Source organism: Nostoc sp. PCC 7524 (assembly GCF_000316645.1).
Lineage (GTDB): Bacteria > Cyanobacteriota > Cyanobacteriia > Cyanobacteriales > Nostocaceae > Trichormus.
In genome coordinates this window covers 5777501-5803670 of the sequence record NC_019684.1, presented here as the reverse complement: position 1 = coordinate 5803670, position 26170 = coordinate 5777501, and the positions used below count along the sequence as shown (strand labels likewise).

The 26170-nt window shown below is 42.2% G+C and carries 26 protein-coding genes and 3 pseudogenes; 8 read left to right on the top strand and 21 right to left on the bottom strand.

What is annotated here, in order from left to right; all coding sequences use genetic code 11:
* Window positions 1-745 precede the first annotated feature (745 nt).
* Window positions 746-1300 carry a Dps family protein gene (locus NOS7524_RS23670; RefSeq protein WP_015141006.1) on the bottom strand — a complete coding sequence of 185 codons (555 nt, stop codon included), beginning with the start codon at window positions 1298-1300 and terminating at the stop codon, window positions 746-748.
* A 547-nt stretch (window positions 1301-1847) separates the two neighbouring features.
* Between NOS7524_RS23670 and NOS7524_RS23665 the strand changes: the two genes are divergently transcribed.
* Together NOS7524_RS23665 and NOS7524_RS23660 are read left to right on the top strand one after the other, a co-directional pair.
* Window positions 1848-2114 (top strand): Asr1405/Asl0597 family protein, encoded by a 267-nt coding sequence (locus NOS7524_RS23665; RefSeq protein WP_015141005.1) that lies wholly within the window; start codon window positions 1848-1850, stop codon window positions 2112-2114.
* Between the two features lie 49 nt (window positions 2115-2163).
* Window positions 2164-2790 (top strand): (2Fe-2S) ferredoxin domain-containing protein, encoded by a 627-nt coding sequence (locus NOS7524_RS23660; RefSeq protein ID WP_015141004.1) that lies wholly within the window; start codon window positions 2164-2166, stop codon window positions 2788-2790.
* Window positions 2791-2895: 105 nt separating this feature from the next.
* Here NOS7524_RS23660 and phnE read toward each other — a convergent pair whose 3' ends face one another.
* The 5 genes from phnE to NOS7524_RS23635 all read right to left on the bottom strand — a co-directional run bounded on the left by phnE (window position 2896) and on the right by NOS7524_RS23635 (window position 7613).
* Complete coding sequence (gene phnE / locus NOS7524_RS23655) at window positions 2896-3690, bottom strand: phosphonate ABC transporter, permease protein PhnE (RefSeq protein ID WP_015141003.1); 795 nt, start codon at window positions 3688-3690, stop codon at window positions 2896-2898.
* 94 nt (window positions 3691-3784) lie between these two features.
* Window positions 3785-4519, bottom strand: a complete 735-nt coding sequence (locus tag NOS7524_RS23650) for a phosphonate ABC transporter ATP-binding protein (RefSeq protein ID WP_015141002.1) — start codon at window positions 4517-4519, stop codon at window positions 3785-3787.
* A gap of 157 nt (window positions 4520-4676) precedes the next feature.
* Window positions 4677-5651 (bottom strand): phosphate/phosphite/phosphonate ABC transporter substrate-binding protein, encoded by a 975-nt coding sequence (locus NOS7524_RS23645; RefSeq protein ID WP_015141001.1) that lies wholly within the window; start codon window positions 5649-5651, stop codon window positions 4677-4679.
* 506 nt (window positions 5652-6157) lie between these two features.
* Complete coding sequence (locus NOS7524_RS23640) at window positions 6158-6973, bottom strand: alpha/beta fold hydrolase (RefSeq protein WP_015141000.1); 816 nt, start codon at window positions 6971-6973, stop codon at window positions 6158-6160.
* 145 nt (window positions 6974-7118) lie between these two features.
* The gene (locus tag NOS7524_RS23635; protein ID WP_015140999.1) at window positions 7119-7613 is read right to left on the bottom strand and encodes an NUDIX hydrolase; all 495 of its coding nucleotides are present in this window, start codon (window positions 7611-7613) and stop codon (window positions 7119-7121) included.
* A gap of 775 nt (window positions 7614-8388) precedes the next feature.
* On the opposite strand from NOS7524_RS23635, the gene NOS7524_RS30265 reads away from it, so the two are divergent.
* On the top strand, window positions 8389-8553 hold the full coding sequence (locus tag NOS7524_RS30265) for a hypothetical protein (RefSeq protein ID WP_015140998.1): 165 nt from the start codon (window positions 8389-8391) through the stop codon (window positions 8551-8553).
* Between the two features lie 166 nt (window positions 8554-8719).
* Here the strand turns inward: NOS7524_RS30265 and argH are convergent, their stop codons facing one another.
* The 6 genes from argH to trmD all read right to left on the bottom strand — a co-directional run bounded on the left by argH (window position 8720) and on the right by trmD (window position 14788).
* A complete protein-coding gene (argH, locus tag NOS7524_RS23630) occupies window positions 8720-10108 on the bottom strand; it encodes an argininosuccinate lyase (RefSeq protein ID WP_015140997.1) in 1389 nt (462 codons plus the stop codon).
* Between the two features lie 131 nt (window positions 10109-10239).
* Entirely contained in the window at window positions 10240-10446 is a 207-nt protein-coding gene (locus NOS7524_RS23625; protein ID WP_015140996.1) for a hypothetical protein, read from the bottom strand.
* Window positions 10447-10544: 98 nt separating this feature from the next.
* A complete protein-coding gene (gene larB / locus NOS7524_RS23620; RefSeq protein WP_015140995.1) occupies window positions 10545-11333 on the bottom strand; it encodes a nickel pincer cofactor biosynthesis protein LarB in 789 nt (262 codons plus the stop codon).
* A 128-nt stretch (window positions 11334-11461) separates the two neighbouring features.
* Window positions 11462-13249 (bottom strand): ABC transporter substrate-binding protein, encoded by a 1788-nt coding sequence (locus tag NOS7524_RS23615; RefSeq protein ID WP_015140994.1) that lies wholly within the window; start codon window positions 13247-13249, stop codon window positions 11462-11464.
* Between the two features lie 280 nt (window positions 13250-13529).
* A complete protein-coding gene (gene ispF / locus NOS7524_RS23610; protein ID WP_015140993.1) occupies window positions 13530-14012 on the bottom strand; it encodes a 2-C-methyl-D-erythritol 2,4-cyclodiphosphate synthase in 483 nt (160 codons plus the stop codon).
* Window positions 14013-14062: 50 nt separating this feature from the next.
* The gene (gene trmD, locus NOS7524_RS23605; protein ID WP_015140992.1) at window positions 14063-14788 is read right to left on the bottom strand and encodes a tRNA (guanosine(37)-N1)-methyltransferase TrmD; all 726 of its coding nucleotides are present in this window, start codon (window positions 14786-14788) and stop codon (window positions 14063-14065) included.
* A 562-nt stretch (window positions 14789-15350) separates the two neighbouring features.
* On the opposite strand from trmD, the gene NOS7524_RS23600 reads away from it, so the two are divergent.
* Both NOS7524_RS23600 and cphA read left to right on the top strand, forming a co-directional pair.
* Window positions 15351-16214: a cyanophycinase gene (locus NOS7524_RS23600; protein WP_015140991.1), complete on the top strand. Its 864-nt coding sequence runs from the start codon at window positions 15351-15353 to the stop codon at window positions 16212-16214.
* Between the two features lie 170 nt (window positions 16215-16384).
* On the top strand, window positions 16385-19090 hold the full coding sequence (gene cphA / locus NOS7524_RS23595; protein WP_015140990.1) for a cyanophycin synthetase: 2706 nt from the start codon (window positions 16385-16387) through the stop codon (window positions 19088-19090).
* A gap of 67 nt (window positions 19091-19157) precedes the next feature.
* Here the strand turns inward: cphA and tatA are convergent, their stop codons facing one another.
* Window positions 19158-19334 (bottom strand): twin-arginine translocase TatA/TatE family subunit, encoded by a 177-nt coding sequence (gene tatA, locus NOS7524_RS23590; RefSeq protein ID WP_015140989.1) that lies wholly within the window; start codon window positions 19332-19334, stop codon window positions 19158-19160.
* Window positions 19335-19539: 205 nt separating this feature from the next.
* The gene (locus tag NOS7524_RS23585; RefSeq protein ID WP_015140988.1) at window positions 19540-20421 is read right to left on the bottom strand and encodes a carbohydrate ABC transporter permease; all 882 of its coding nucleotides are present in this window, start codon (window positions 20419-20421) and stop codon (window positions 19540-19542) included.
* 124 nt (window positions 20422-20545) lie between these two features.
* Between NOS7524_RS23585 and purN the strand changes: the two genes are divergently transcribed.
* Window positions 20546-21217, top strand: a complete 672-nt coding sequence (gene purN, locus NOS7524_RS23580) for a phosphoribosylglycinamide formyltransferase (protein WP_041555436.1) — start codon at window positions 20546-20548, stop codon at window positions 21215-21217.
* Between the two features lie 10 nt (window positions 21218-21227).
* Here purN and NOS7524_RS23575 read toward each other — a convergent pair whose 3' ends face one another.
* On the bottom strand, window positions 21228-21812 hold the full coding sequence (locus tag NOS7524_RS23575) for a CPBP family intramembrane glutamic endopeptidase (protein WP_015140986.1): 585 nt from the start codon (window positions 21810-21812) through the stop codon (window positions 21228-21230).
* 66 nt (window positions 21813-21878) lie between these two features.
* Window positions 21879-22946 (bottom strand): DUF3326 domain-containing protein, encoded by a 1068-nt coding sequence (locus NOS7524_RS23570; RefSeq protein WP_015140985.1) that lies wholly within the window; start codon window positions 22944-22946, stop codon window positions 21879-21881.
* 445 nt (window positions 22947-23391) lie between these two features.
* Here NOS7524_RS23570 and NOS7524_RS23565 point away from each other — a divergent pair, with 445 nt between their 5' ends.
* Window positions 23392-23862 carry a hypothetical protein gene (locus NOS7524_RS23565; protein ID WP_015140984.1) on the top strand — a complete coding sequence of 157 codons (471 nt, stop codon included), beginning with the start codon at window positions 23392-23394 and terminating at the stop codon, window positions 23860-23862.
* 241 nt (window positions 23863-24103) lie between these two features.
* Here the strand turns inward: NOS7524_RS23565 and NOS7524_RS23560 are convergent, their stop codons facing one another.
* The 3 genes from NOS7524_RS23560 to NOS7524_RS29685 form a co-directional block, all read right to left on the bottom strand.
* Complete coding sequence (locus tag NOS7524_RS23560) at window positions 24104-24286, bottom strand: hypothetical protein (protein ID WP_015140983.1); 183 nt, start codon at window positions 24284-24286, stop codon at window positions 24104-24106.
* A 286-nt stretch (window positions 24287-24572) separates the two neighbouring features.
* Window positions 24573-24887, bottom strand: a complete 315-nt coding sequence (locus NOS7524_RS23555; RefSeq protein WP_015140982.1) for a 2Fe-2S iron-sulfur cluster-binding protein — start codon at window positions 24885-24887, stop codon at window positions 24573-24575.
* A 194-nt stretch (window positions 24888-25081) separates the two neighbouring features.
* The gene (locus NOS7524_RS29685; RefSeq protein ID WP_015140981.1) at window positions 25082-25204 is read right to left on the bottom strand and encodes a hypothetical protein; all 123 of its coding nucleotides are present in this window, start codon (window positions 25202-25204) and stop codon (window positions 25082-25084) included.
* 155 nt (window positions 25205-25359) lie between these two features.
* Here NOS7524_RS29685 and NOS7524_RS23550 point away from each other — a divergent pair.
* Window positions 25360-25617, top strand: a pseudogene (locus NOS7524_RS23550) (IS5-like element ISAva5 family transposase); the annotation flags it as partial.
* Between the two features lie 34 nt (window positions 25618-25651).
* Here the strand turns inward: NOS7524_RS23550 and NOS7524_RS31235 are convergent.
* Together NOS7524_RS31235 and NOS7524_RS23545 are read right to left on the bottom strand one after the other, a co-directional pair.
* Window positions 25652-25735 (bottom strand): annotated as a pseudogene (locus NOS7524_RS31235) (IS5/IS1182 family transposase); the annotation flags it as partial.
* Window positions 25736-25763: 28 nt separating this feature from the next.
* Window positions 25764-26063 (bottom strand): annotated as a pseudogene (locus NOS7524_RS23545) (transposase); the annotation flags it as partial.
* Window positions 26064-26170: the final 107 nt, after the last annotated feature.

Genomic DNA, 26170 nt, shown 5'->3' with positions numbered 1-26170 from the left:
CTACTAGGATAGATGCTGGTACGCTCGGTTTTATAGTAATTTCTGCACTGACTGTAACAAATTACTCGCGATCTCTTAAGAAACAAGGCACTCCCGATGAGACGAGTCTCACCGCCAAGCATGAAAATGGGCATGGAGCATGGGGTATCTACATCGATGTTGGTCGAAGTAGTATTTGCCAGCTAGGAGGTGAGCAACTGCCGTGGATGGTTCCCCGGCATATAGCAAGTGGCGCTAGTGTAGCGGTAGCGACGTTATGAGCGTCACCCGAAGGGCAGGAGGTAGGAGGGTTTGACTTGTTTCTTTCATAGCGGGTGGTGTGCTGCCTGTACCTTGTCTATTAATAAAAATAACTTTTTGTATTTGTTTTTAAATAAATCCCCTTTTTTAGTAATCACTGATTTTTATCTGCTAATTTCAAAAAATTATCAATAAACTAAATCATCATTATTCTAATTGTTGAATTTAAGAGTTTTGACATTATCAATGAGTATATTGCCAGATATGGTCAATAATTAAGAGCAGGTTAAAATCAACCAAAATACAAATATTGCCTTATTGGTTAAATGCTAATATTTTGCAAGTTAATGAAATCATCATTTGATCAATCTCACTCAAGCATTTACTGCCATGAAAAATGACAGAGAGTATTAATACCCTCTGTCATTAGTTAGATTACTTTTCCTTCCAGTCCTATTAAGGTGCTTTGCATCTATAAATAGACTGAATTTCAATACTCTAAAAATTAATTTTGAGCAGGTTGAACAAAACCCAAAGTTAAGCTATCTTTAGCCAAGAAGTGAGCTATATGATAAGCTCTTTCCTCGGTTTTTAACAGAATCTTTTCGTACATATAGCGTGTACCACGATCTCCCAAACTCTCAGCCTGAGCAGCTTGGCGGCGGATAACGTTGATGATTGCCTGTTCTGCTGCTAGGTCATTTTCTAGCATCTTGCGGCTGGAATAGACACCATCAGCTTCTTGTTCAAAACAAGTGAGTTCTGCCAACTTGCTAAAAGAAGCAGCTGGTACACCACCTAATCCATTTAAGCGTTCGCCAATTTCATGTACGTGGTCTTGAATTTCTTGATAGCTATCATTGAAAAATTCGTGCAGTGAGTAAAATTCTGCACCTTCAACGACAAAATGATGTTTTTGGTACTGCAAGTACAGCGCCTGAAAGCTAGATAGAACAACGTTAAGTCCTTCAGTAACTGGAGCAGTTACACTGCGATCTAGTAATACAGGATTGTCGTAAACCTGACCAAAATTTTGTAATAGAGTTTGTGTATCAGCCATTGTTCCCCTCGCTTTTGAACAGTCTTACTTGCTAACTGCTTGGTTTCTACATATTAACATCTTAAAAATAAAAGCAAGCCGAAAAATTATTGCAAACTTTTTATTTTTATTCTGTAAAATTGCAAACTTTATTCATTAATGAATTGTATACATATTGCCTTTAGTTGCTAATTTTTTTGATCAAGCTATTTTGAAAAGAGGCAGGGGTACAGAGAGATAAAAGTTTTGTAGTAGTGTGGGTTATGAACGTTAGCTCTAACGCACCACCAAAGATTGGCGGTGGCTTACACTGACGCGATAACACGCCACTACCACTCTTTTCTTCCTACCCCCTGCGCTTCTGCTTCTTCCCACTCCCTTCTTCATCTGTCTTTTTATCAATCCGAGAGGGATGACAAGATTTTGAAAATTTTTTGCAAAACTAAATGAGAAAAGTTTGCACTTACGCTATTCTAGGATTAGAGTTTGCTCGCTCAAGGATTTTCCAACCTAGGGAGCGTTAGCAAGATAGTTACTGCAACTTAGTCGCACTTTGAGGGCTAGTTACTTGAAATCTTTTAGTTCAGAAATCAAAAGTCGGTACGTTGTAGAGGTGAATTGGATAGACCGATGGCAGGTTTATCAACGTCTGCAAGAGTTAGAAATTCCTTGTTGCTGTGAAACTAATCAGCCTTTGAGTGTGGAAATTAGCAGTCCTACGGCCGCAGCGCAACTGTGGAGTGTGATGCGACAATTCACAGCTTCTCGCCAAGATTTAATTTGGACTCTCAAATCTAGTTGGCAAACTCGCTACCCACATTCCGATAGAGGATAGCTGCTCAGATCATATTAATAAATCAGAGTTAAAAATTAGGGAAAAGAAAATGGGTGTACACCACAGTCAAGAAGTATCTGAATTTTGCCTTGAGGGTAGATTTATCGATTTTGTTATTAAAGATGGTTATAAGCTCAAAGGCTTGTTACTAGGAACTTACGAAGGTGAATGTTACGTTAAACTAGCTAAAAATTTAAGGTATACCTTCGATTGGCGTTTATCACCTGGAACTTGGCTACAAGTCGTTGGAGAAAAAAAATACGATGCTAAGAGTGGTAAAACGACGCTGAAAGCTGAGCGAGTAATGGCTGGTAGGGAAAGTGCAGTTCCACCAACTCAGCCAAAACCCAGTAAGACTAAAGCCACAATATTGATGTGTCAAAAGTCTGATTGCATGAAACGTGGTGGTAAGGCTTTGTGTCAAGCGTTAGAAGCGGCGTTGAGCGATCGCGGTTTAGAAGACCAAGTTACTATTAAAGGTACTGGCTGCATGAAAAACTGCAAGGGTGGGCCGAATTTAGTTATGCCTGATAAAACCCGCTACAGTCGGATTCAAGCAGATCAAGTACCTGCATTAATGAATAAGCACTTTGCTAACAGCAACCAAGAAGAACCACAGCCAGCAATACATCATCACAGCTTTGCTGAAGCTGTTGCTCAAGTTTCTAGAATTTAATGATCAACCTTTCCAAAAATTTGTCATTAAAAATCATAACAATCAAAAGTAGAGACGTTTCACGAAACGTCTCTACAGTTATTTTTGTATTGGTGAATCTCAGAACTACATAGAATCGAGACGGCGACGCAGTTGACTGCTAAAACTATCAATTACCGTAACTACCACCAACAGCACTAGCATCATAGTAGTGGCTTTGTTGTACTCAAACCCATCAATATAACTTTTCAACTGAAAACCAATACCACCAGCACCCACTACACCCAAAACAGAGGCAGCACGAATGTTGTACTCAAACATCCATAAGGTGTAGCCTAACCCTAGGGGCAAGACTTGCGGCAGAATACCGTATTGGGCAATTTGTAACTTAGATGCTCCCATCACCTGTAAAGATTCTAAAGAGCGTCGGTCAACGGACTCAATAGCTTGTTGATAAAACTTAGCTAGATAGCCAATAGTATAAATTCCCAAGGCTAATGTCCCTGCGGGTGCGCCTAAACCCGTGGCTGCAACAAAAATTAAGCCTAGAATAATTGAGGGGACTGAACGGACTGTATTTTGCAACAAATTAGCCAACCATTGCAGCCAACGAGGGGCAACATTATTGGCACTAGCTATGGCAATCGGTACAGAAACAATTGCACCAATGGTTGTCCCCCATAAAGACATCTGCACAGTTTCAATTAATGCCTTAACTGCTATATCTATAACTGCGGTATCGGGGGGAAATAACCGTGAGATAAAATCTGTAATGTAAGGCCAGCTTGAGTACAGAAGTTCAAAATCAAGCTTTAAACCCCGCAAAGCCCAGCCATAAACTATAACTAGAATTAATAAAATGAGTAAGGGAGTCACCCAAGGGTAGCGACGCAGGAGTTTTGAATTCAACAAATAACTCATGATTTATACTGACTCTGAACCTTTTACCTAACTCAAAACTCTTAACTTTTAGTATTCATCGGCAGACGAGTAATTGTTTTGGGCTTACCCTTACTCACGTTGAAACTTGTGTAAATTTTTCTTGCAAGTTATCGCAAACTCCATCATATACAATGCGCCCTGCATCCAAAACGATCGCTCGTTGGGCATATTTGGCAGCTATACCCAAATCATGTAACACTGTAACGATCGTCATCCCATGCTGGGTATGTAATTCTGATAAAGTATCCATCACTTGCTGGCAAGCAATGACATCTAAACCTGTGATGGGTTCATCAGCTAGGAGGATCTGCGGTGATTGGATTAACGCCCGTGCGATCGCAACTCTTTGTTGCTGCCCTCCACTGAGTTGGCTAGTTTTTTGGTAGGCTAGCTCTCTTAAACCCAATTGTTCTAATAACTCTAGTGCTAATAGGCGATCGCGTTTGGGAAAACCAAACAGCGTTTCCCAAGTGCTTCTGACACCCAGTCGTCCACACAACACATTATCAATAGCTGATAACTGGGGGATTAACCCGCCACCTTGAAACAACATTCCCACATCACGGCGAACTTTCGCCAATGTAGCGGGTGTTAACTCTAAATCATTGATGCGAATTTCTCCGCCTGCTAATGGTACTAACCCCACGAGCGATCGCAGTAAAGTAGACTTACCTGCACCATTGAGTCCTAATAAAACAACAAACTCACCCTGTTTGATTTGGCAATTAATCCCGTTGAGGATAGGACGATGCAAAGAGTCAGCATAAGCCGTCTCTAGGTTGTAACAATCTATTACACAATCACTCATCCTATGCCTCGGTCAAATTCACTAACTGTTCACAGTGGAAATTGCTGAGTTCTGAGTAAGGGGGAATCTCATTTCCACTCTAGATAATATAGTTTGAAGTCTGCTGCCTTTAATCTGTTGTTACTCAGAACTCAGCATCCATTACTCAGCACTTTGACTATGGTTCAATGCCAACACGTTGGAGAGCATCGCGCACTGGTGCTAAATGACGAGAATGATCAACTCTCACCAATTCTGTAGAATTGTACAAACCTCGTAGCAATTGATTATTTTGGGGCTGATTTAACTTCAATAGAGCATTGATGATTCTTTCCCTATCTGGTGCATACACATCATCATCAATAGCGATACCGTGAGCAGGTACACCAGAAATTTTGTGCAGTATGCGTAACTTGCTTTTTTCTTCTGCGTTAATGTAAGGAGGGAAGAGTGCATATTCTGATACTACAGCCACATCAGCCTGACCCCGCACAACAGCTTGTAAAGCTTTGCTGTAGTTACCACCGTAAGTAATTTGGCCGAAGAAACCATCCATGCGATCGCGATTGGGAACAAATCCCTGCTTCACCAACTCACTGACTGGGAAAATAAACCCTGAGCCAGAAGTGGGAGAAGTAAATGCCATTCTCTTACCCCGTAATTGCTCTAGGGTGACTTTGGCATTACTCTTGGTTTGGAGAGGGCTATCTTTGGGAACCACAAATACTGAGTTATACGTGAATCTACCGGAGTAGTTGTCGCGAACTTCTGCTAAGTGCAAGCGAGCATTTGCCAATTGTTCGGCTTTCAGTGCCGGACGGCTGCTGAGGAAAGCTACATCAGCTCGATTCGCTCTCAAAGCTTCTACCGCCGCCGTATCATCACCTATCTGCGCTTTCACAGAAATTCCTAATTCTTTGGACAAAAATGATGCTACAGCATTAGCTTTATTTTGCAAGTCTGTAGAATCTGAACGGCTAGGAAAAACTACTGTTAATCGCTTTTGCCTTAGAGCTAGTAAGCGTGGTGCTTGTTGATTATAAATTGAATTAGCAGTAGTCGCCTGCATTGCACCAAAAGTGCTAACTGCTAAACCCGTTAACGCCATGAATGCCGCACCAGCACCCAACAAGCCCTTCTTGCTCACACTCATCTCTAACTCTCCCTATAAAAACTATTTGCAGTATTTTTGCAAATTAATTTCATCTATCCCAACAAAAGAATTTAAAACTTTTAGGAATAAAAGTCAATAGTTAGAGCGTATATTCACGTAAAAATAAATTATTCTGGTAACTTGTGTTAGTCTCTGGTGTGATGTATTAATAACATGGGTACGTGCCAAATTCATTACAAAATGTTACAGGTGCGATCGCCTGATACTGACTTAGGCTATGTATTAATCAGCTAATACCCAATGCTCCAATGCTGAAATGCCAAAGAACCTAAATGAATATTGAAAAATAAGAAAGTTAGTGATTAGAAATATTCCTACGTCTTCATCCTGTACAGACGGGTTTTAGAAGAATTAAATTTTTCTGTGGCGTTGCTGATTAATGAGATGATTTATGTTTCGCGCAAAGGCGCAAAGCCGCAAAAAATTGGTAGTTTACTTTGCTCAAGAAGCTTAATTCATCCCGCATTTATGCAACGCCTTTTCTGTTATTTATTTCCCAAAATAAAATCTCGAATATCTCCAGCCATAACACCAACACAAGATGTTGGTAAATCATTACCAGCGTGAGCAATTATTTTTAACTCTACTTGCTCAATTAGTTTACTATAAGCTTGACTTCTAGCTAAGGTATCAGGAGCATCTTTTCCACCTTGCACAATTAACACAGGAATTGCTAGGTCAGATAATCGACTCTGTAATAATTCTGCTTCCAGTTCTGGTTGCTGTCGTTGAAATAATAATTGGCAAGCTGTAGGGTATTGCAACACCATTTGCCGTAGTTGCCAATCTTGTTCTATTTTTTCGTCTAGACGAAAAATTTTAGTCAAAAACCGTAGCGATCGCATTATCTTAAAAAAGAGTGGCGATCGCTTCAATAACTGCTGCATTTTCTGCCAATAAGCTTCTTGTCCTGAAATTTTTACACCCTCTGGTGCTACTAGGACTAACTTATCAACTTGCTGTCCATACTTTAAGGCATAACTAGCCGCAATCCAACCCCCAAGGGAATGACCAACTAAGTTTACCTTTTCTAATTTCAAAGCTTGCAAAAACTCAGCCATACACTCTACTTGCACATCAATAGAGTAATGGATGTTGGGATGATCAGATTCTCCAAACCCTAATAAATCTGGAGCAAAACAATGAAAGTTTGGATAAAGCGACTCCATGACAGCTACCCATTGGCCGCTATCATGCCAATTGCCATGTAAAAAAACTATAGGAATCCCTTCACCAGCTTCTCGCCAGAATAATAGCCCTTGAGATAGTTTTCTCCGGGCGTTACGTAACAGCGTATCCATCTTTATTTAAGGTTTTAAATTAGACTTTTTAGCATAAATCTAAGTTGGTAATTTTAACCCAAAAATTAACTTTGCCCACAATTAGGTTATAAAAATTTCCTAAACCTACACCCTATTCCCGACTCCTCATTCCTACTGACTATTTTCAAGCTAGTGTTGTCAAACCGCTCAAATAGTCTCGTAGCTGACGAGAGTGATCATGAGACATTGGCTCTTTAGGTAAGGCATCAATAGGGAATGCTTGGATTTCCATGACTTCTAATTTATCCTGAATTTCCATACTTCCCTGTACTTCTGCTTCCACCACCACACAAATCGAGTGAATTCTAGGATCGCGATTTGGAGCAGAGTAAACCCCAACCAAACGCCTAATCTTGATTAACTCTAGTCCAGTTTCCTCGACTAACTCACGGCAGACTGTACTAGGGATATCTTCTCCCCAGTCCACCATACCCCCAGGCAAGGCCCAAAGACCATCATCACGCCGCCGAATCAGTACAATTCGTCCATCGGGTAATATCGGTATGATACTTGTTCCAGTAATGGGATGACGAAAAATTATACCCATTACAGTTTTTCCAATACGCCACAAGTTAAGCGTAGATTGGAGAGGAGCCGCAAAAAAAGCAGGAACTTTCAATCTGAAAATGTTTATATTGTGTTCATTTAATTACCCACCACTTGCATGAACTCAATCATTAAATAATTGAATCTTGTGCTAAACAAAGATGCTTGTGGTTTGTTACTACATTTTAACTATTGTCATATGATATATCAACTTGACCATTGATATTCAAAACTTAAATTGTATTCTGATATACATAAATAGTTTCTTATACTTCAACATTTTCCCAGTCATATCAGGATGAATTTTCTGGAAAACATCTCTGAACACTAATTATTAAATATCGTTTTATCAGAGTTAATTAAAAAAATCAATTGCTTTAATTAACTCTGATAAATGATTTTATAACGATTAAAAGTAATTGCCCATGATTATTTGATGATAACTAAGAGATTGTTACTGAATAGGAGTTAATAGCATTAACTAATTTTTGTGAATTTTCTCATTTTTAAGTGAGATGAATAACAGCAGTCTCAAGGATTACTAAATTGATTATTGCCTGAGAGGAGTGGTTATTGACTTAGGAAACACAAAAAAATAGATTATCCTAAATTGCTTGTCAGTATGCTGCATCAGTGAGAGAAAACCTGGAAATACCAAGAAATTATTCGTACTGACGCACTCTACACTGTCACTATTGACATTCCGCATTTGAATGCGGTAGCATTGTATGCTGTTCAAAGTATATACAATTTCAAACTAGGCCCAAGCTATATCAATAACGTCAGTAGCTGATATTGTCTACAGAATGCCTAGTTGAATTTTTTTGTTGTTTATTCATGAGGTGAACATGGCCAAGCGCCGTAACCCGAAAAAAGAAAAGGCGCTACGGAACCAGGCGTATGCCAGAAAGTTTCGTAAACGGACTACAACAGGACGGATGCAAAGAAGATTCCAACAACGACCACCCAAGGAAGAGGAAGATGAGGGCGCAGCAGCAGTTGATACTGAATAAGCAGCCCTCCGAAGTTCTAAATCTTGGATTGTGTTAGTTGTCAAGGCGTACAAATGTACGCCTTAATTTTTTGAGTATCAAGAGGACTGGGGATTGGGGATTGGGGACTGGGGAGATGGGGGAGATGATATTTCCCATACCTAATCCCTCATCCCCCATACCTGACTCAGCACTCAGCAATTTGATTGTGGGCTGCTATTAGTGCTGTTTTAACTTGAGCAAAGCCAGTACCGCCGTAACTGTTGCGGGCTGCTACGACTGTACGCGGGGATATAGCTTCATAAATATCCTCTGCAAATGCTGGATGTAGTTGTTGCCACTCTTCTAGGGTTAAATCTTTTAAGAGTTTACCTGCGGCAATGCTAGTTTTGACGACTTTACCGACAAGATTATAAGCTTCTCGAAAGGGAACACCCCTTGCCGCTAAATAATCTGCGACATCGGTAGCATTAGAAAAGTCTTCTGTGACGGCTTCTGCTAAACGCTGAGTCCGAAATTCTAACCCTTCTCGTAACAAAATTGTCATTGCTTCTAGGCAAGCTTTCACAGTATTAACAGTATCAAATAGACCTTCTTTGTCTTCTTGTAAGTCCTTGTTATAGGCTAGGGGTAATCCCTTCATGATCACTAGCATTGCTTGGAGATGACCGAAGACTCGCCCAGTTTTACCCCGTACTAATTCTGGTACATCGGGATTTTTCTTTTGGGGCATGATGCTGGAACCTGTGGCACAGCTATCTTTGAGCGTGATAAACCGAAACTCTTCCGATGCCCACAGAATCATTTCCTCAGAAAGACGACTGAGGTGAACCATGATGAGACTAGCCGCACACAAAAATTCTACGGCAAAGTCGCGATCGCTCACACCATCAAGGCTATTAGCATAAATACTATCAAAATGCAATAGTTTGGCAGTGTAATGGCGGTCGATGGGGAAAGTCGTACCCGCTAAAGCACCACACCCCAAAGGAGAAATATTTACCCGGCGATAAACATCTCCTAAGCGTTCCCAGTCTCGTTGTGCCATCTGGAAATAAGCCAAGAGGTGATGAGCTAGACTTAGGGGTTGAGCGCGTTGGAGGTGGGTATAACCAGGAATGAGAGTTTCTATATTTTCTTGGGCGATGTTTAGTAAAACACGTTGAAATTCCCGTAACTGGTTTTGAATTTGTTGAATTTGGTCACGTAAGTAAAGTCTGGTATCTGTACCTACTTGGTCATTACGCGATCGCGCCGTGTGTAGTTTTTTCCCCACATCACCGACAATTTCTGTTAACCGCCGTTCCACAGCAAAGTGTACGTCTTCGGCATCCACACCGGGATTAAATTTACCTCCGCGATATTCATGGCGGATTTGCTCTAAACCTGCTACCAGTTTTTCCCCTTCCTCTGGGGAAATAATCCCTGTATGCGCCAACATTTGAGCATGAGCTTGGGAGCCGGTGAGGTCGTATTCGATTAATTCTATGTCAAATCCTATACTGGCATTAAAAAGAGCGATCGCTGGATGTAATGCTGATTCAAACCTCTGACTCCAAGTTTGTTTTTCGGTCATAGAAATATTGGGTATTGGGGACTAGGGATTAGGGACTGGGGATTGGGCATAGAGAATATTATTCTCCTCTGCTCCTGTGCTACCCTGCTGATTCCTAATCCTTACTCCGTACTTCCTACACCCTACCTCTGTCAACCGTACTTAGTTAGGTTTCTGAAGATATAGCCAATTACCAAACCAATCAACAATGCCCAGATTTGACCAGTCTGGACAAAGTTATTCCAAGTTTTTTGCATCTGACCTACCACATTGGGGTCTGTAACATTTTGTGCTATTGAGATTGCATTTAAAGGCAGATGCCAAACAGCCTGAGATATAAAATCACTTAAGTAGTTCATCTTGAGTTAATTAAATGAGAGGCTAGAAACTGAGGACTGGAGACTCAGTAATTTACCCAATCTTCAGTTCCCAGTCCCCAATCACTCGATGTCATAACTCAAGAATTAACCGATGCCATCCGTAATTTCTCGGCAGTTCGCAAAATTTGCCCTGCTAACACAGCTGCACCAAAACCGTTATCAATATTCACTACTCCCACTCCCGCAGCACAGGAATTGAGCATTGTTAATAGTGGTGCTAATCCGCCAAAACTCGCACCATAACCCACACTCGTAGGTACGGCAATTACGGGACAATCTGCCAAACCTGCCACAACGCTAGGTAAAGCGCCTTCCATGCCAGCGACAACAATTAATACTGATGCTGACTCAATGAGATGGCGGTTACTCAGTAAACGGTGAATACCAGCAACGCCTACATCCCAAAGACGCTGCACCCGAAAACCAGAAAGTTCAGCCGTGATAGCAGCCTCTTCCGCAACGGGTAAGTCAGCAGTACCAGCCGAGAGAATACCAATTAACCCTGTAAACTGTGGTTCGATGTGTAGGGGAGCAATGGCACAAATACGTGCCAACTCGTAGTAACGTAAACCTCTGACCTTAGATTGCAGTACAGTGTAGGTTGCTGGTTCAATCCTGGTTGCCATGACTACCGGGTTACGCTGACGCATCACCTCCATAATTTGCCAAATTTGCTCAGGAGTCTTACCAGGCCCCCAAATTACTTCCGGGAAACCAGTTCTTAAATGACGATGATGATCAATTTTGGCAAACTCACCCACAGGTTCATAGGCTAAGTCTTTGAGTGAGTCTAAGGCCATATCTGGGCTTACTTTACCATTGGCGACGGACTCTAGGAGCGATCGCAAAGTTTCAGGTTGAGTCACGGGAATTTGAAGGAGTAGGGAGTGGGGAGTAGGGGAGTAGAGATGCGAAGGGAAGTATTAATCTGAATTTTGAATTTTGTAGGCGCAAGCCTTGTCGTAGACTATTTTGAATTTTTATGCCCAGTCCCCTATTGTACAATTTTGATTTCATGTAGATTCCAGAAAGCACCACCTAAAGCTGAAAATTTGATGCCATCAAAGCGATTACGTACTGCCGACAAAGCATAGGGATTTACCAAGTAAATAAATGGTAAGTTCTCCTGAGTGATGCGTTGAGTCTCCGCATAAATTTCTTTGCGCTTGGCTTCATCTAACTCTTTTGCCGCTTGAATGTATAACTCACCAATTCTCGCTTCCCAAGGTGCTACTTCCCATCCTTCAATCGGTTTTTGTCCAGCTTGGGGTTTTTGATTAAACATATGTAATCCACCTTCAGGGGACCAAACATTTGCCCCATCATTTGGTTCTAGTCCACCAGTCAAACCCAGCATCGAAGCTTCCCAATCTAAGGTATTAGCTAGCTTATCTGTATAAGTATTCCATGCTAAGGGGGTGAAATCGACTTGCATCCCGATTTTGCTCAAGTCTTGTTTAATCTGTGAACCCATGGCCTCACGGATTTTGTTACCAGCATTGGTCAGCAATGTAAAACGAACTCGATTACCTTGAGCATCTAATAATTGTCCTTGATCATTGTACTTAAATCCAGCTTTTATTAACAGTTGCTTGGCTTTGTCAAGATTATAATCGTAGACTTTTAACCCTTCTTTGGGTGACAGATAATAGGGACTTTGGACAGAAATTGGTGAATTTTGCGTTTGACCTAAGCCACGATAGATATTATTAATCATGGTTTGACGGTCAATTGCATATGCGACGGCTTGACGAAATTCTAAAGTATTAAACCAACGAGATTTAATAGGATCAATAAGCGGTTTACCGTCTCTTTTCCCTTTATTTAAATTGAAGAGGACAAAAGTAGTACCAGCAGCAGGTCCACCATTATAAATTTTGAAATTGCCCTGCTTTTCTTGCAGCTTCAGCAAAGAAAAATAATCCGGTGTTACGCCTACACTATCTAAACCACCTGAACGAAATTGCAGCAAGGATGTATCTGTAGATTCCACAATTTGCCACACTATGCGTTCAATGTAAGGCTGTTGTTCACCTTTCGGCCCCTTGCGCCAGTAATAAGGATTGCGTTTAAAAACTACACGTTCGCTTGTGTCATATCGCTCTATGGTATAAGCGCCATTCCCCACAATTTGATCTGGTGGCGTATCAACTCCCCACTTTTGCAGAAATGTTGGCTTGCCCTCAGCATCTTTCGTTTTTACTGATTCCCTCAAAGCATGGGCTGGTAAAATTGGCGCACCTGTACCACTTCGTAAAAACGGTGCAAATGGTTCTGGCACAGTAAACTCCACTCGACGGTTATCGACTTTTCTCACAGTTGGTAGTTTACGACTTTCACCAATCCGCATCACATCTCGGATATCTGTGGGAATGGCTTCATTAAAGTAAATCTCATTGTAGGTAAATATCACATCATCTACTGTGAGGGACTTACCATCAGACCACTTCAAAGCATCGCGCAGAGTAAACACAATTTTCAATTTATCATCAGAAACTTCCCAAGACTCTGCTAACGCTGGCTCGACTTCACCAGTTTCATAGTTTTCGGTGATTAAACCCTCATAAATCAAGCCAAATACATTGGGAACTTCTGAACTTAGAGCATAGTTAAAAGTTTTAGGATCGCTGAGAATACTGGTTACTAATCGGGGTGTTTGTGCTGCGGAACTTTTGAAGTTTGCTGGATTGCACGCTGCAACTGTTACTGCTGTAAATAAAGCCAGAATAATGAGTATCCAAAAACGTCTAGATAGGGAGAAAATAGTATTTTTCAACTGCATGATTTTAGATGCAATAATATTGAACTTTAGATGCTGATATAGGAATCATATTTGATTTTTGAAAAAAACTCAGTATACCCCTACCCCCCTTCTTTTCTATTGCCTATTGCCTATTGCCTATTGCCTACCTACGCAAATCATTTCAGTAATCAAACCGGATTCCTATAGTGTTTCCCGTTTAGTGAGGTAAATCTAGTTGAGACTAGGGGCTAGGGTGTACCTCGATGTAATTGGGATTTACTATATTGATTTTTTTTGCTTGTCTTCTGACAGCATCAATTTAATTAGTAGCTACCAGCAAGACTACAGCATAAGCACAGATACCTTCTTCTCGTCCCACAGGGCCTAATTTTTCATTGGTAGTGGCTTTAATACCTACTTGATTTGGTTGTAGTTCTAAAACACCTGCTATTTTGTCACGCATTGTTTTAATATGGGGCTTCAACTTAGGACGTTCTGCAACTACCACCGAGTCAATATTGCCTATTTGCCAACTTTGATTGCGAATTAGCTGATGGACTTGACTTAATAAAACTAAACTATCTGCCCCTGCCCATTGGGGATCAGTGGGAGGAAAATAATGGCCAATATCTCCCAAGGACAAAGCCCCCAGCATAGCGTCCATAATGGCGTGGGTGAGGACATCCGCATCACTATGTCCCAACAAACCTAGTTCATGGGGAATGTGTACACCCCCTAAAATCAGAGCGCGATCGCTCACCAAGCGATGAATATCGTAGCCGTTACCAATTCTGATGTTCATAGTTATTAGTCATTAGTTTAGTAGGTAATAGTTATTCTTCCTCATCTCCCCTACTCCCCTGCTCCCCTGCTCCCCTGCTCCCTCTGCTTCTTCTCCTGTTGCCATTTTGAGAGCAAATCGGGACGGCGATCGCTGGTTCTTTGAATTTGCTGCTCGTAACGCCATTTGGCGATCGCTGCATGATTTCCTGATAACAAGACATCAGGCACTTTCCAGCCGCGAAAGTTGGCCGGACGAGTGTATTGGGGATAATCCAATAACCCCTCCTCAAAACTTTCGGCTGTCAGCGACTCTGTTTTGGCCACAGTTCCTGGTAGCAGTCTCACTACACCGTTAATCAAGGCCATTGCCGGAATTTCTCCCCCTGTAAGAATGAAGTCCCCTAAAGACACTTCGCGGGTGACTAAATGTAGTACCCTCTCATCCACCCCTTCATAATGCCCACAGATCACTACTAATTGTTCGTAATTGGTGGCTAATTCTCGCAGCAAGGGTTGATTGATGGTTTGACCTTGAGGACTCATTAAAATGACTTCTCGGCGGGGTAGAATCGGCAGGGACTCCACAGCCTGAAAAATTGGTTCAGGCTTCATCAGCATCCCCACACCACCACCATAGGGTTCGTCATCTACCTTACGGTGTTTATCGCTAGTAAACTCTCTGGGATTAATCAGATGTACTTGAGCAATTTGCTTGGCTAGGGCTTTACCCAGTAAACCAGAACTGAGAACTGAGGTAAAACAGTCAGGAAAAAGTGTAACTATATCAAAGCGCACAGTATTTCGTATTCAAGAACACTAATCTTAAATTTGAATGTCTATCAAACACAAGCAGCAATATAGTAGGGTAAAACTACATATAAGCTTTATCAATAGTATCTAAAAGTACCGGAACTATTGATTTTGGTTAGACTCAAAAGTTTTTCTAGTTACTTAATTTATGTTTAAATATTGTCACAACTACATTTAAATAAATAATCTGGGTTAACAACTTCCAGGATGCATCAGGCCAGCCTCAGAAAATGTGTGTAAAGACCTGCTCACTCCAAATCCAGAGGGGAAACCTAATCCCTAACGCCAGAGGGACTATCCCTCCTGCATGATTGAGCCAGTCTGGAAAAAGTGGACAGGTGAAAAACAAGGCGCTGGCTTTGAGGAACGGCAAAGAACACCAGAAAAAATGAGGCTTCTTGTGCGTCTATTGCAGTGTCCTCTCCCAAAAAGCAAAGTGCAGGAATCATCAGGCTAATAACCCTTGTTAAATTCACACGCCATTCGCCACAAGCCGGAAAACCCGTCCAAGGCGATGGCTCCTGAAGTTGTTGACAGGAGAAACACAATGCCGGAATTAAAAGCTAAATCGCTGGAAATGAGGACACCCCAAGCAACTAAAACCGCCGTGATGGTAATCGGAGGCGCAGAAGATAAAGTTCATGGACGCGAAATCCTCAGAACTTTTTTTGGACGATCTGGTGCAAGCAAGGCCTATATTACAATTATTCCATCCGCCTCCCGCGAACCCGCGATTATTGGCGGCCGGTATATCCGCATTTTTGAAGAAATGGGTGCTGAAAAGGTCGAGATTTTAGACATCCGGGAGCGGGAACAGTGTGAAGCTGCCCATGTGAAAGCATCCCTAGAAGACTGTAGTGGGGTGTTTTTAACTGGAGGAGATCAACTGCGCCTGTGTGGTGTATTGTCAGATACATCGGCGATGGAAATAATCCGGCGGCGAGTCAGAGCGGGGCATATGACTCTAGCAGGCACAAGTGCTGGAGCAGCAGTTATGGGGCATCACATGATTGCTGGTGGCGGTAGTGGAGAAACACCAAATCGTTCTTTGGTGGATATGGCAACTGGTTTGGGATTAATTCCCGAAGTGATTGTTGATCAACACTTCCACAACCGGAATCGGATGGGGCGTTTGATTAGTGCGATCGCAGCTCACCCCGATCGCCTGGGTATTGGCATTGATGAAGATACTTGTGCTGTATTTGAGCGTGATGGTTGGCTACAAGTCATGGGTAAAGGCAGTGTCACCGTTGTCGATCCCACCGAAGTCACCCATACCAACGAACCCCACGTTGGCGCTAATGAACCTTTGACCGTGCATAACTTACGTCTGCATATCCTCAGCTATGGCGATCGCTTTCACCTCTACCAAAGGACTGTATTGCCTGCGGTACACCGCATCTCCAGCTGACGGAATAGAGTATCTGAGGTTAGACTGAATTGATCGTCAATTATTCTTTGCTGTAGAAAAATCTGAGCAATACCATGTAAAAAGAAAAAACTGTTTTTTATGAACAGTTTAGCGGTCAATTCCAGTAAGAAACTAGAATTTTGGTTCCGAATCTCCATCTACCTATTCCCATGAGAATCCTCAAGATCCAGACCTTACGCGGCCCAAACTACTGGAGCATTCGACGCCACAAGCTGATCGTCATGCGCCTCGACTTAGAGAACCTTGCCGAGACACCCTCAAATGAAATCCCCGGTTTTTATGAAGGATTAGTAGAGGCGCTGCCAAGTCTGGAGGGTCACTATTGCTCGCCTGGCTGTCGTGGTGGTTTCCTAATGAGAGTGCGAGAAGGCACCATGATGGGTCACATTGTGGAACACGTAGCCCTAGAACTCCAAGAATTGGCAGGAATGCACGTAGGCTTTGGTCGCACCCGTGAAACTGCCACCCCTGGAATTTACCAGGTGGTGATTGAGTATTTGAACGAAGAAGCGGGACGCTATGCTGGCAGAGCCGCCGTCAGGTTGTGCCAAAGTATCGTTGATCGTGGCCGATATCCCAAGGCAGAACTAGAGCAAGATATACAAGACCTAAAAGACTTATGGCGTGATGCTTCCTTGGGCCCTTCAACAGAAGCAATTGTCAAAGAAGCAGAGAAACGAGGTATCCCCTGGATGCAGCTGGGCGCACGCTTTTTGATTCAGCTAGGCTATGGCGTGAATCAGAAGCGGATGCAAGCTACCATGACCCAAAAGACTGGGATATTAGGCGTAGAACTAGCTTGTGATAAGGAAGCTACCAAACGCATCTTAGCCGCATCTGGTGTACCAGTACCTAGGGGTACAGTCATTAATTTCTTGGATGATTTGGAAGAAGCCATTGAATACGTTGGTGGTTATCCCATAGTGATTAAGCCGCTAGATGGTAATCATGGCCGCGGTATTACAATCGATATCAGAAATTGGGAAGAAGCTGAATCTGCCTACGAAGCAGCCAGGCAAGTTTCCCGCTCCATCATAGTTGAGCGGTATTACGTTGGGCGCGATCACAGGGTGCTGGTGGTAGATGGTAAGGTAGTGGCAGTCGCCGAACGTGTGCCAGCTCATGTAGTGGGTGATGGTAGAGCCACGATCGCAGAACTGATTGAGGAAACCAACAAAGACCCCAATCGTGGCGAGGGTCATGATAACGTCCTCACCAAAATCGAACTTGACCGCACTAGCTACCAATTACTAGAACGGCAAGGTTACACCCTCAACAGCGTGCCACCCAAAGGCACAATTTGTTATTTAAAGGCAACCGCTAATTTAAGTACAGGTGGTATCGCCGTAGACCGGACTGACGAAATTCACCCGGAAAATATTTGGTTAGCCCAAAGGGTAGTTAAAATTATTGGTTTAGATATTGCTGGATTAGATATCGTAACTACAGATATCAGTCGTCCTTTACGGGAAGTAGACGGTGTGATTGTGGAAGTGAACGCTGCCCCCGGCTTTAGAATGCACGTTGCCCCCAGTCAAGGGATTCCTCGCAACGTCGCCGGTGCGGTTATGGATATGTTATTTCCCCATGAACAATCCAGCCGTGTTCCCATCCTCAGCGTCACAGGCACCAATGGCAAAACCACCACAACCCGCCTGTTAGCTCATATCTATAAGCAAACAGGTAAAGTGGTAGGCTATACTACCACAGACGGTACATATATCGGTGATTTCTTAGTGGAATCGGGAGACAACACAGGCCCCCAAAGCGCCCATGTCATCCTGCAAGACCCCACAGTAGAAGTAGCAGTATTAGAAACAGCCCGTGGCGGAATACTCCGTTCTGGTTTGGGTTTTGAAGCTGCCAATGTCGGTGTAGTGTTAAATGTTGCCGCCGACCACTTAGGTATAGGTGATATAGATACTATTGACCAGTTAGCCCACCTCAAGAGTGTAGTTGCCGAAGCTATATATCCTGATGGTTATGCGGTTCTGAACGCCGACGATCGCCGTGTCGCCGCCATGGCAGAAAAAACTAAAGCGAATATTGCCTACTTCACCATGAACCCCGACTCGGAATTAGTGCGAAAGCACATCCAGAAGGGAGGAGTAGCAGCTGTTTATGAAAATGGCTATCTGTCGATTGTCAAAGGCGATTGGACACATCGCATCGAAAGGGCTGAAGCCATACCCCTGACAATGGGTGGACGTGCGCCGTTCATGATTGCTAACGCTTTAGCCGCGAGTTTGGCAGCCTTTGTGCAGAACGTTAGCATAGAGCAAATTCGCGCTGGCTTAAGGACATTCCGCGCTTCCGTGAGTCAAACACCGGGACGCATGAATTTATTTAATTTAGGCAACTACCACGCCTTGGTGGACTACGCCCATAACCCAGCTAGTTATGAAGCTTTAGGGTCTTTTGTCCGCAATTGGACAACCGGAGAGCGAATTGGTGTAGTGGGTGGCCCAGGCGATCGCCGCGACGAAGATTTTGTCACATTGGGTAAACTAGCGGCAGAGATTTTTGACTATATCATCGTTAAAGAAGATGACGATACCAGGGGAAGAGCAAGGGGATCAGCCTCCGACTTGATTACCAAAGGGATCACCCAAGTCAAGCCCGATGCTCGTTATGAATCAATTTTGGATGAAACAACAGCCATTAACCGAGGCTTAGATATGGCTCCTGCTAATGGTTTGGTGGTAATTCTGCCAGAAAGCGTCAGCCGTGCTATTAAACTGATTAAGCTACGCGGAGTAGTTCAAGAAGAGATACAACAACAAAATACACACACCACCATTGTAGATAACCAAAATGGCATAGCATCTAATTCTGTGATTAATACTTTGCTGTAGTTGATAGTAGAGATGTGAGCGATCGCATCTCTACTATTGACCGTTGCTGAGTTGAAAAATTTGAATTTTACTTTTGTTGTTCTCCCGGATGATTATCCTCACTAGGATTGTTCAGTTCCTCCTTAAAACCCCGTAGGGTCTTACCTAGTGCGTTTCCCAGTTCGGGAATTTTTTTTGGGCCAAAAATCACAATAGCTACAACGATGATGATTGCTACTTCTGGCCATCCTAGTCCAAATAACATATAGAGTGCCTCCTGAATTAACTATATAAAGGTTCTATTGCCACGCCCCAATGAGTCTGAGCTAACTTATAACATTCATTAATCGGCGAAGATAGAGCTAACGGAAATTGCGGAAACTAATAAGCCATTGTGGAGTCCTTCCCATTCTATAGCTGCTTGTGGTGGTTAGGATAGTTGATTGGGATCATGGGGAGCGAGTAGAATCCTAATCCTCACCCCAGGTTTGTAATTGCAAATACACAAAAACAAGAGTGATGGCTAACAGGATTGTGGCGGCTGCGGCGGCATACCCAAAATCAAATTGACCAAAAGCTTCTTGATAAATGTAGTAAACGAGCAAATTAGTAGTGTTAAGTGGTCCACCACCTGTGACTACATAAACTTGCTCAAAACTCCGCAAGGTAAAAATAGCAGTGGTAATTGTGGCAAAAATTAAAGTTGGGCGCAATCCGGGTAAAGTAACGTGCCAAAATTGTTGCCAACCATTAGCACCGTCTAGTTCTGCTGCTTCGTAGCGACTGGAAGGAATAGCCTGCAACCCTGCCAAAAACACCACCATATTGAAACCCAGTTGTTTCCAAACACTCAAAATAATTAATACAGGCATTGCCCAAAAAGTATCTCCCAACCACGAAATTGGTGCAATACCAAATAAATTTAATAAATCATTGACGGGGCCAGAGGTTTGAAATAACCAACGAAATCCTAAACCGGCAGCTACTAAAGAAATAATAGAAGGTAAAAAATAGGCACTGCGGATAAATCCCCGCAAGGCTAGGGAGCGATTTAATAATACTGCCAAACCTATGGGGATAACTAAGCTAGGAATTAAAGTAGCAACGGTAAAATAAACTGTGTTGCCGATAACTTGCCAAAAATCAGGGTTGAGGATTAATCGCCAGTAGTTTTTTAAACCTATCCAATAAGTGCCTCTAGAGGTGAAACTGCCAGCAGTAAAGCTGAGGTAAAACAAATAAGCAATTGGCCAAATAACAAATAAACCTAATAAAATTAGTGCGGGTGTGAGAAAAGTCCAGGCAGCAAATGTATCATTGTCTAACCATGACTGGGCAGATTTTTTTGGCATTTGTAATTTTCCTCTTGAGAGTTCAGCTAATGTGCTATTAAGTGGCATACTCCTAGAAGCCAGAATACTTAATTGGTCTTGGTCGCTTAATTTTGAGTTTTGAGTTTTGATTTTTGAATTGCTTATGAACCTCCGCCCTGATTCTACCTCTAGCCTTGTTTCTCCCAGGATTAACACTCATCAATTGGCGGCAGATGCTCCTTTAAAATTGGGGATTATGGCTTCTGGTAGTGGCAGTAATTTTGAAGCAGTTGCCCAAGCGATCGCAGATGGACAACTCAATGCCCAAATTCAAGTTTTAATTTACAATAATCCCTCAGCTAAAGTAGCAAGCAAGGCAGCAGATAGGGGCGTAGAGGCGGTTTTATTGAATCACCGTGCCTACAAAAGCCGCGAGTCTTTTGACCAGGAAATTGTCAATACTTTACAGGAATATGATGTCGATTGGCTAATTTTAGCTGGTTGGATGCGAGTTGTGACATCTGTGTTAATTGATGCCTTTCCCCAGAGAATTATTAATATTCACCCCAGTTTGCTACCTAGTTTCAAAGGTATTCATGCTGTCGAACAAGCCTTGGATGCAGGGGTAAAAATTACTGGTTGCACGGTGCATTTAGTATGTTTAGAAGTAGATAGCGGCCCCATATTAATGCAGGCAGCCGTGCCAATCCTACCAGATGACACGGCTGAAACACTTCACGCCAGGATTCAAGTCCAAGAACATCGCATACTACCACAAGCGATCGCACTAGCTGCAACAAGGCAAGGAGAAATATTAAGGGGTGTAGGAGTGTAAGGGAGAAAAACTAATGATTATTTTTTAGTTTCCACAAACAGCTAGAAACCCAATTTGTCATCATATGAGCGACAATTGGGACTAGCAAGTTGCCACTCCACAGGGCGCTATAACCGAGAATTAACCCAATAATGGTAGCCCAAATCACATAAGGCCATTGTTGGGAACCACTTAGATGCAAAATCCCAAAGCACACACTAGAGCCAATTACCGCGAAATGATCAAGTCCTAAAGCGGGTAACATGACACCGCGAAATAATAATTCTTCACTTAATCCTGGTAGCAAGCCTAACCAAATTAAATCCGGCCATGCTAGAGGCTTCAGCACTAATTCTAAATAGTAGTCTGCACTTTTGCGGTATGCGGGGTAAAAGCGGTAAGTCAGTCCACTCAGAATTGTAATCATTACACCCACACCCAGCCCTAAAGCAAAGTCCCTAGGATACCAGTGCCATTCAAATAATAAAAAATTGCCAAAGCGTAACCACAATTTGGCGACTATCCACAACAAAGTAGCAGTGACTCCCATCGCTACTAGCACTTGGGTACGTGTTAAGTATGGAATTTCTGGCTCTTGTTTTTGTTGTTCAACCACGGGTGTTTGGGGAATGGGGACGAATCAATTAAAAATTAAGAACTTCTTTTGACTAATGACTAATGACTAATGACTTTTGAATTTTGACAAAGGATTTATTTTAGGATTTAGGGAAGTTGGGTTTATGCCTGCTTTGTGGGCAACTAATATTCCTACTGCTTCTAAATATGAGTTTACTTGTATAGATTTTATTCCCAATGGTTGGGGAGGTACTTTGATTTGGGTGTGATTTTCCTCTACAGTGATGATTTGGCATGGCTTTTGACTGAGGCTGAGTAATGCACTACTACCACAGGCGGTGGCTGGCATAATTATGGCATCTACTTGTTCTGCCCAAATATCAGCAGCGAGGGATGCTGTTAATCCCTTTTCTAATATAAATTGTGGGGCGCGACTCAATCCTACGAGTACGCTTGGTAAAAAAGTATAACCTAATTCTTCCGCAGCCGATCGCGGCGATAAATTAAGCTCTGGAGGTTCAGCAGCTAGGGCTGGTGCATGGGCGCAAGGAATTTGAAAGTTTCTGACTATTAAATGGCTAATTACGGCTTCTGCACCTGCTATTGGATCTACTCCCTTGCCTAGGCGGTAGTTCTGCACTGCTTCCTCATCCATATTATCGGGGAAACGGGCAACAACTGCGATCGCTTCTGCCCCAGCTTGTTTAATTAATGTTTCCGCTCCCCTGAGTAAACTATCTGGGTTGCCAATAGTTCCCCAACTTGCACCCGATGACGCAGACCGTAATTCTACTTTTAATGGTGCATCAGTAGTTACATAATCCGTTAAAGTTAAACCCAGAGTCGCCCGCGCTGCATCGGCTGCTTGTAAGTGTCGCAGCCTTAACTCTGGTTCAATTCCTTGGTCTAAAAGTAAACCTATTTTGTTATTGCGTACAGGACGTAAACCCCAGCACCCGGCAGCGAATTTGTCAAGCCCGTAGCCTTCGACATAGAAAGCATTGGGAATATTCCAGTACAAGCTTGCGCCATTGAGGACATTGGGGTGAGTGATTAGGCGATCGCAAACCTGTGCGATTAATCTAGCAACGGGTATAGCATCCCCTGCATAGCCGCCAATTGACGCACCAACGCCAGTTGGGACTATGAGAATAACAGTGTAAGGATGATTCATATTAAGCAGTTACTTTTCAGTTTGAAATACTGAGTTGAGACTCGACTAAAATTCAAATTAAGCTATAAAAATTTGATTAAATTTGTGAAATATACTTAGACCTTGCTTACAACAATTCCAATAAGGTAAGTGACATCATCGAAATGTTGCATAACATGATTTAAAATTTCATCTCAAAAATTAACTTTTAAGTGTAATCACACAAAATGCTTGGCAATAATTATTCCAAACAACAGTGTTAATCAGGATGTTGATTTAAAAAAAATTATCAAATAATAGCAATAGTCAGTAGAAGAGATGGCACAAAAAACATTGGCTAAGTTTCAAGCTTGTATGTTTGATAGCCAATATTTTTATGAAGCTTTAACAGCTTAATTTCCAATTAATTAGCTATCTCTTCCGAGACTAAATATACCAAGTATCAACTAATAAAGGGTTCACTACCATGGCAGTATCCGCAGCATTAAACATTGATGTAAATCAAACCATAGACCAGGTTATCCATTTGGTAACATATGATAAAAAATATGTTATCGAAGTAGCTAACTTTACGCGTTATCAACTTAGTCGTGTAGGCGCATACAATGATTCGGAAAACTGGCCTATTGGTGATATTTCTTCAAATGAATTATCTGTAGGAAAATTTGACTGTAATTCCTTTTCATTTGGTGCAAACTATCAAATTGCAGGAGGTTCAGGTTTCATACAATTAGCCGCTTCATGGCCTATTATTGGCAGAAGAAAAATCAATATTGGCAGTATCAATCAAAGTGGTAATTCCCCAGCACAAAAAATCTGGGATGATATGGATGACCCATCAGATAAATCTACATCTAACGATTCTGTAAGAGTTCGTGCTTTCATGAAAGAAGAGGGCAGGTCAATCATCTGGTTCTATGAAATTAGAGAAAAATAATTTTGCATGGAGTCTGGCAAAACTTTATAACAGATGAGTTTTAGTCTATAGGAATCCGCTTTGATTTCTATAGGTATGTTCCAAATGTTTGAGCATACTTGATATCTGAGCTTCTAACTAAGTATGATTTTAACTTGCTCCTAAAGTCAAAGAAGATAAATCTCTTCTCATGCTTTAGGAGCTTTTCATTATGAATGAACCATACTTAATACTCAGTATGGGCTGCAATTACAGCACTTAATTACTCAACATTTACTGTAGTCACCACAGCTTCCACAGTCGCCTTTTCTGCATCAGAGTCTACAGCAGTAATTGCCCAGCGTAGAGGTTCACCCTGCTTTTGTAATTCTGCTTCAATTACTTGTTGCAATTCTGTGGGTGTTTCTTGGAGGTCGATTTCTGCGGTAATAAAATGAGTTGTCATTGCTGTTAATCCGGTTGATTGGTAGATTCTAGAATAACCGATCTCAACGGTAATTCAACAGTGTTGTTATTTATAGTAGTAGGTAGGTAATCGGTGCTATGTCACAGGTAACAGGTGACAAACCAGAAAGAATTATCAGGTGTGCTGAATATTTGCAAAAATCAAATAGCTGTTCTATTGGATTTTTGAGAAGCTAGTGATCAATAGAAAAGGCTTCATCCCTACTCCCTATTCCCTATTCCCTACTACCTACCTAAGCAAGTAGTTTTTAAATTTTGAATTTGTCTTACTTACCGAATTGCTTCTGATAAACTACTTCTTCTTTTTCTGTCTCAACTTTCACATCAGAACGAGGATAAGCTACACACAGCAATACGTAGCCTTCTTTTTGCAGTTCGGGGCTAACTCCCATGCCGTCAGTTTGGTCTACAGTTCCGCTTATAATTTGTCCTGCACAAGTTGTACACACACCAGCATGACAAGAACTGGGTAAATCTAGCCCTTGCTCATCGGCAACTGATAAGATGGTTTTATCTTCAGGAACTTGTAATGTGTAGGTTTTGCCTTGGTGGAGAATCTCAACGGTGTAAGTCTTGGACATATTCTAAAAAATTAATGCAATAAACAAACTCATTATTATATCTGAATTGTTTAACAATATTGCAGATATGATCAACTACTAAAGAAAGCGCGATCGCCTGCATCTAACTGAAGCAGCTTAATTTAGAATTGAGCAATCTAGGGTGCGATGGTCTACGACACACGGTCGGTCATCGCTCAATATCATCAATAATTTTATAGAACATCCGGGTCAATATTTAACTCCCGCAACTTAGCGGCTTGGCATTCAGCACGTTGTTTTTCTTGTGGTGCTAGTTCTTCCTGACTTTTCACGGGATATGGAAAACCCCTCTCCATAGCTTGCTTCTCTTACGATGGCGTAAGCCTACCCGCAGGGTACCTCTCTCCTTGTAGGATACTGTTGGCGAGTTATTGAGGGGTTAAGCCCCTCAATAGTTTGGAACAGTTGAAAAAAGAGAATAAGTATATTGAGCGTAGCATCTACAAAGATTGTGACCCTGCACCCGCGTGATATGTCGCATATTCCTGAAACAACAGCGCAAGTAGCCCGGAATTCATTTCCCAAAGGGAACATATATATGAAGATGCGGGATGAAATAGGAGTGTTATATAAGGATGAAGATTTTGTCAAACTTTACCGCGCAGATTGTGGTCAAAGTGGAATATCAGCAGGACAACTGGCATTAGTGACAGTAATGCAATTTATCGAAGGGTTAACTGATAGACAAGCGGCGGATGCAGTGAGAGGATGTTTGAAAAGTCCTAGGGAGTCAAAAATTAAGCCAATCGCTTCACCATAATACGGATCATTGCAAGGTAGATAAAGGTTTCTGAAGTTTCGGGCAATAATTCATAATCTCTAGCCAATCCCGCTTCCGTAGCTTGCTTCCCGAAGGGTTGGACTCTTGTGTCGTTCCTGTTCTATCCGCACCCACTCCCTGAGACTGTCATGGATTAACAGCCAAGTCTCATCTTTGCGCCAATTACGGAAATATGTGTACACTGTCTGCCAGGGCGGAAAGTCACCCGGTAGCCCTCGCCATCTCACTCCTTCTACCAAAATATAGAAAATTGCATTTAGGACTTCCCACATATCAACTTCACGCTTGCGTCCACCAGGTTTTGCCTCTGGAATCAGGTCACTGAGAAATTCATATTGGTCACGGGTCAGATTGCTGGGGTAAGCTTGACTCATGTCACTCTCTCGGTGCTGTTTACTATTCATTCACAGCTTATACTGAGAGAGCTTTTTTACAACCTTTCTGACTTTTCAAACACCCTCTGAGACTGAGGCATAAGAAA

Excerpts from the sequence above, each read along its gene's own strand:
- NOS7524_RS23625 (WP_015140996.1), bottom strand. The coding sequence starts at position 10,446 with ATGAACTACTTAAGTGATTTTATATCTCAGGCTGTTTGGCATCTGCCT.
- NOS7524_RS23670 (WP_015141006.1), bottom strand. The coding sequence starts at position 1,300 with ATGGCTGATACACAAACTCTATTACAAAATTTTGGTCAGGTTTACGAC.
- NOS7524_RS23565 (WP_015140984.1), top strand. The coding sequence starts at position 23,392 with ATGGCAGTATCCGCAGCATTAAACATTGATGTAAATCAAACCATAGAC.
- cphA (WP_015140990.1), top strand. The coding sequence starts at position 16,385 with ATGAGAATCCTCAAGATCCAGACCTTACGCGGCCCAAACTACTGGAGC.
- NOS7524_RS23585 (WP_015140988.1), bottom strand. The coding sequence starts at position 20,421 with ATGCCAAAAAAATCTGCCCAGTCATGGTTAGACAATGATACATTTGCT.
- NOS7524_RS29685 (WP_015140981.1), bottom strand. The coding sequence starts at position 25,204 with ATGGAGAGGGGTTTTCCATATCCCGTGAAAAGTCAGGAAGAACTAGCA.
- NOS7524_RS23615 (WP_015140994.1), bottom strand. The coding sequence starts at position 13,249 with ATGCAGTTGAAAAATACTATTTTCTCCCTATCTAGACGTTTTTGGATA.
- NOS7524_RS23660 (WP_015141004.1), top strand. The coding sequence starts at position 2,164 with ATGGGTGTACACCACAGTCAAGAAGTATCTGAATTTTGCCTTGAGGGT.
- phnE (WP_015141003.1), bottom strand. The coding sequence starts at position 3,690 with ATGAGTTATTTGTTGAATTCAAAACTCCTGCGTCGCTACCCTTGGGTG.
- NOS7524_RS23560 (WP_015140983.1), bottom strand. The coding sequence starts at position 24,286 with ATGACAACTCATTTTATTACCGCAGAAATCGACCTCCAAGAAACACCC.
- NOS7524_RS23600 (WP_015140991.1), top strand. The coding sequence starts at position 15,351 with ATGCCGGAATTAAAAGCTAAATCGCTGGAAATGAGGACACCCCAAGCA.
- NOS7524_RS23645 (WP_015141001.1), bottom strand. The coding sequence starts at position 5,651 with ATGAGTGTGAGCAAGAAGGGCTTGTTGGGTGCTGGTGCGGCATTCATG.
- purN (WP_041555436.1), top strand. The coding sequence starts at position 20,546 with ATGAACCTCCGCCCTGATTCTACCTCTAGCCTTGTTTCTCCCAGGATT.
- NOS7524_RS30265 (WP_015140998.1), top strand. The coding sequence starts at position 8,389 with ATGGCCAAGCGCCGTAACCCGAAAAAAGAAAAGGCGCTACGGAACCAG.
- NOS7524_RS23640 (WP_015141000.1), bottom strand. The coding sequence starts at position 6,973 with ATGGATACGCTGTTACGTAACGCCCGGAGAAAACTATCTCAAGGGCTA.
- ispF (WP_015140993.1), bottom strand. The coding sequence starts at position 14,012 with ATGAACATCAGAATTGGTAACGGCTACGATATTCATCGCTTGGTGAGC.
- tatA (WP_015140989.1), bottom strand. The coding sequence starts at position 19,334 with ATGTTATTTGGACTAGGATGGCCAGAAGTAGCAATCATCATCGTTGTA.
- NOS7524_RS23570 (WP_015140985.1), bottom strand. The coding sequence starts at position 22,946 with ATGAATCATCCTTACACTGTTATTCTCATAGTCCCAACTGGCGTTGGT.
- NOS7524_RS23555 (WP_015140982.1), bottom strand. The coding sequence starts at position 24,887 with ATGTCCAAGACTTACACCGTTGAGATTCTCCACCAAGGCAAAACCTAC.
- argH (WP_015140997.1), bottom strand. The coding sequence starts at position 10,108 with ATGACCGAAAAACAAACTTGGAGTCAGAGGTTTGAATCAGCATTACAT.
- NOS7524_RS23650 (WP_015141002.1), bottom strand. The coding sequence starts at position 4,519 with ATGAGTGATTGTGTAATAGATTGTTACAACCTAGAGACGGCTTATGCT.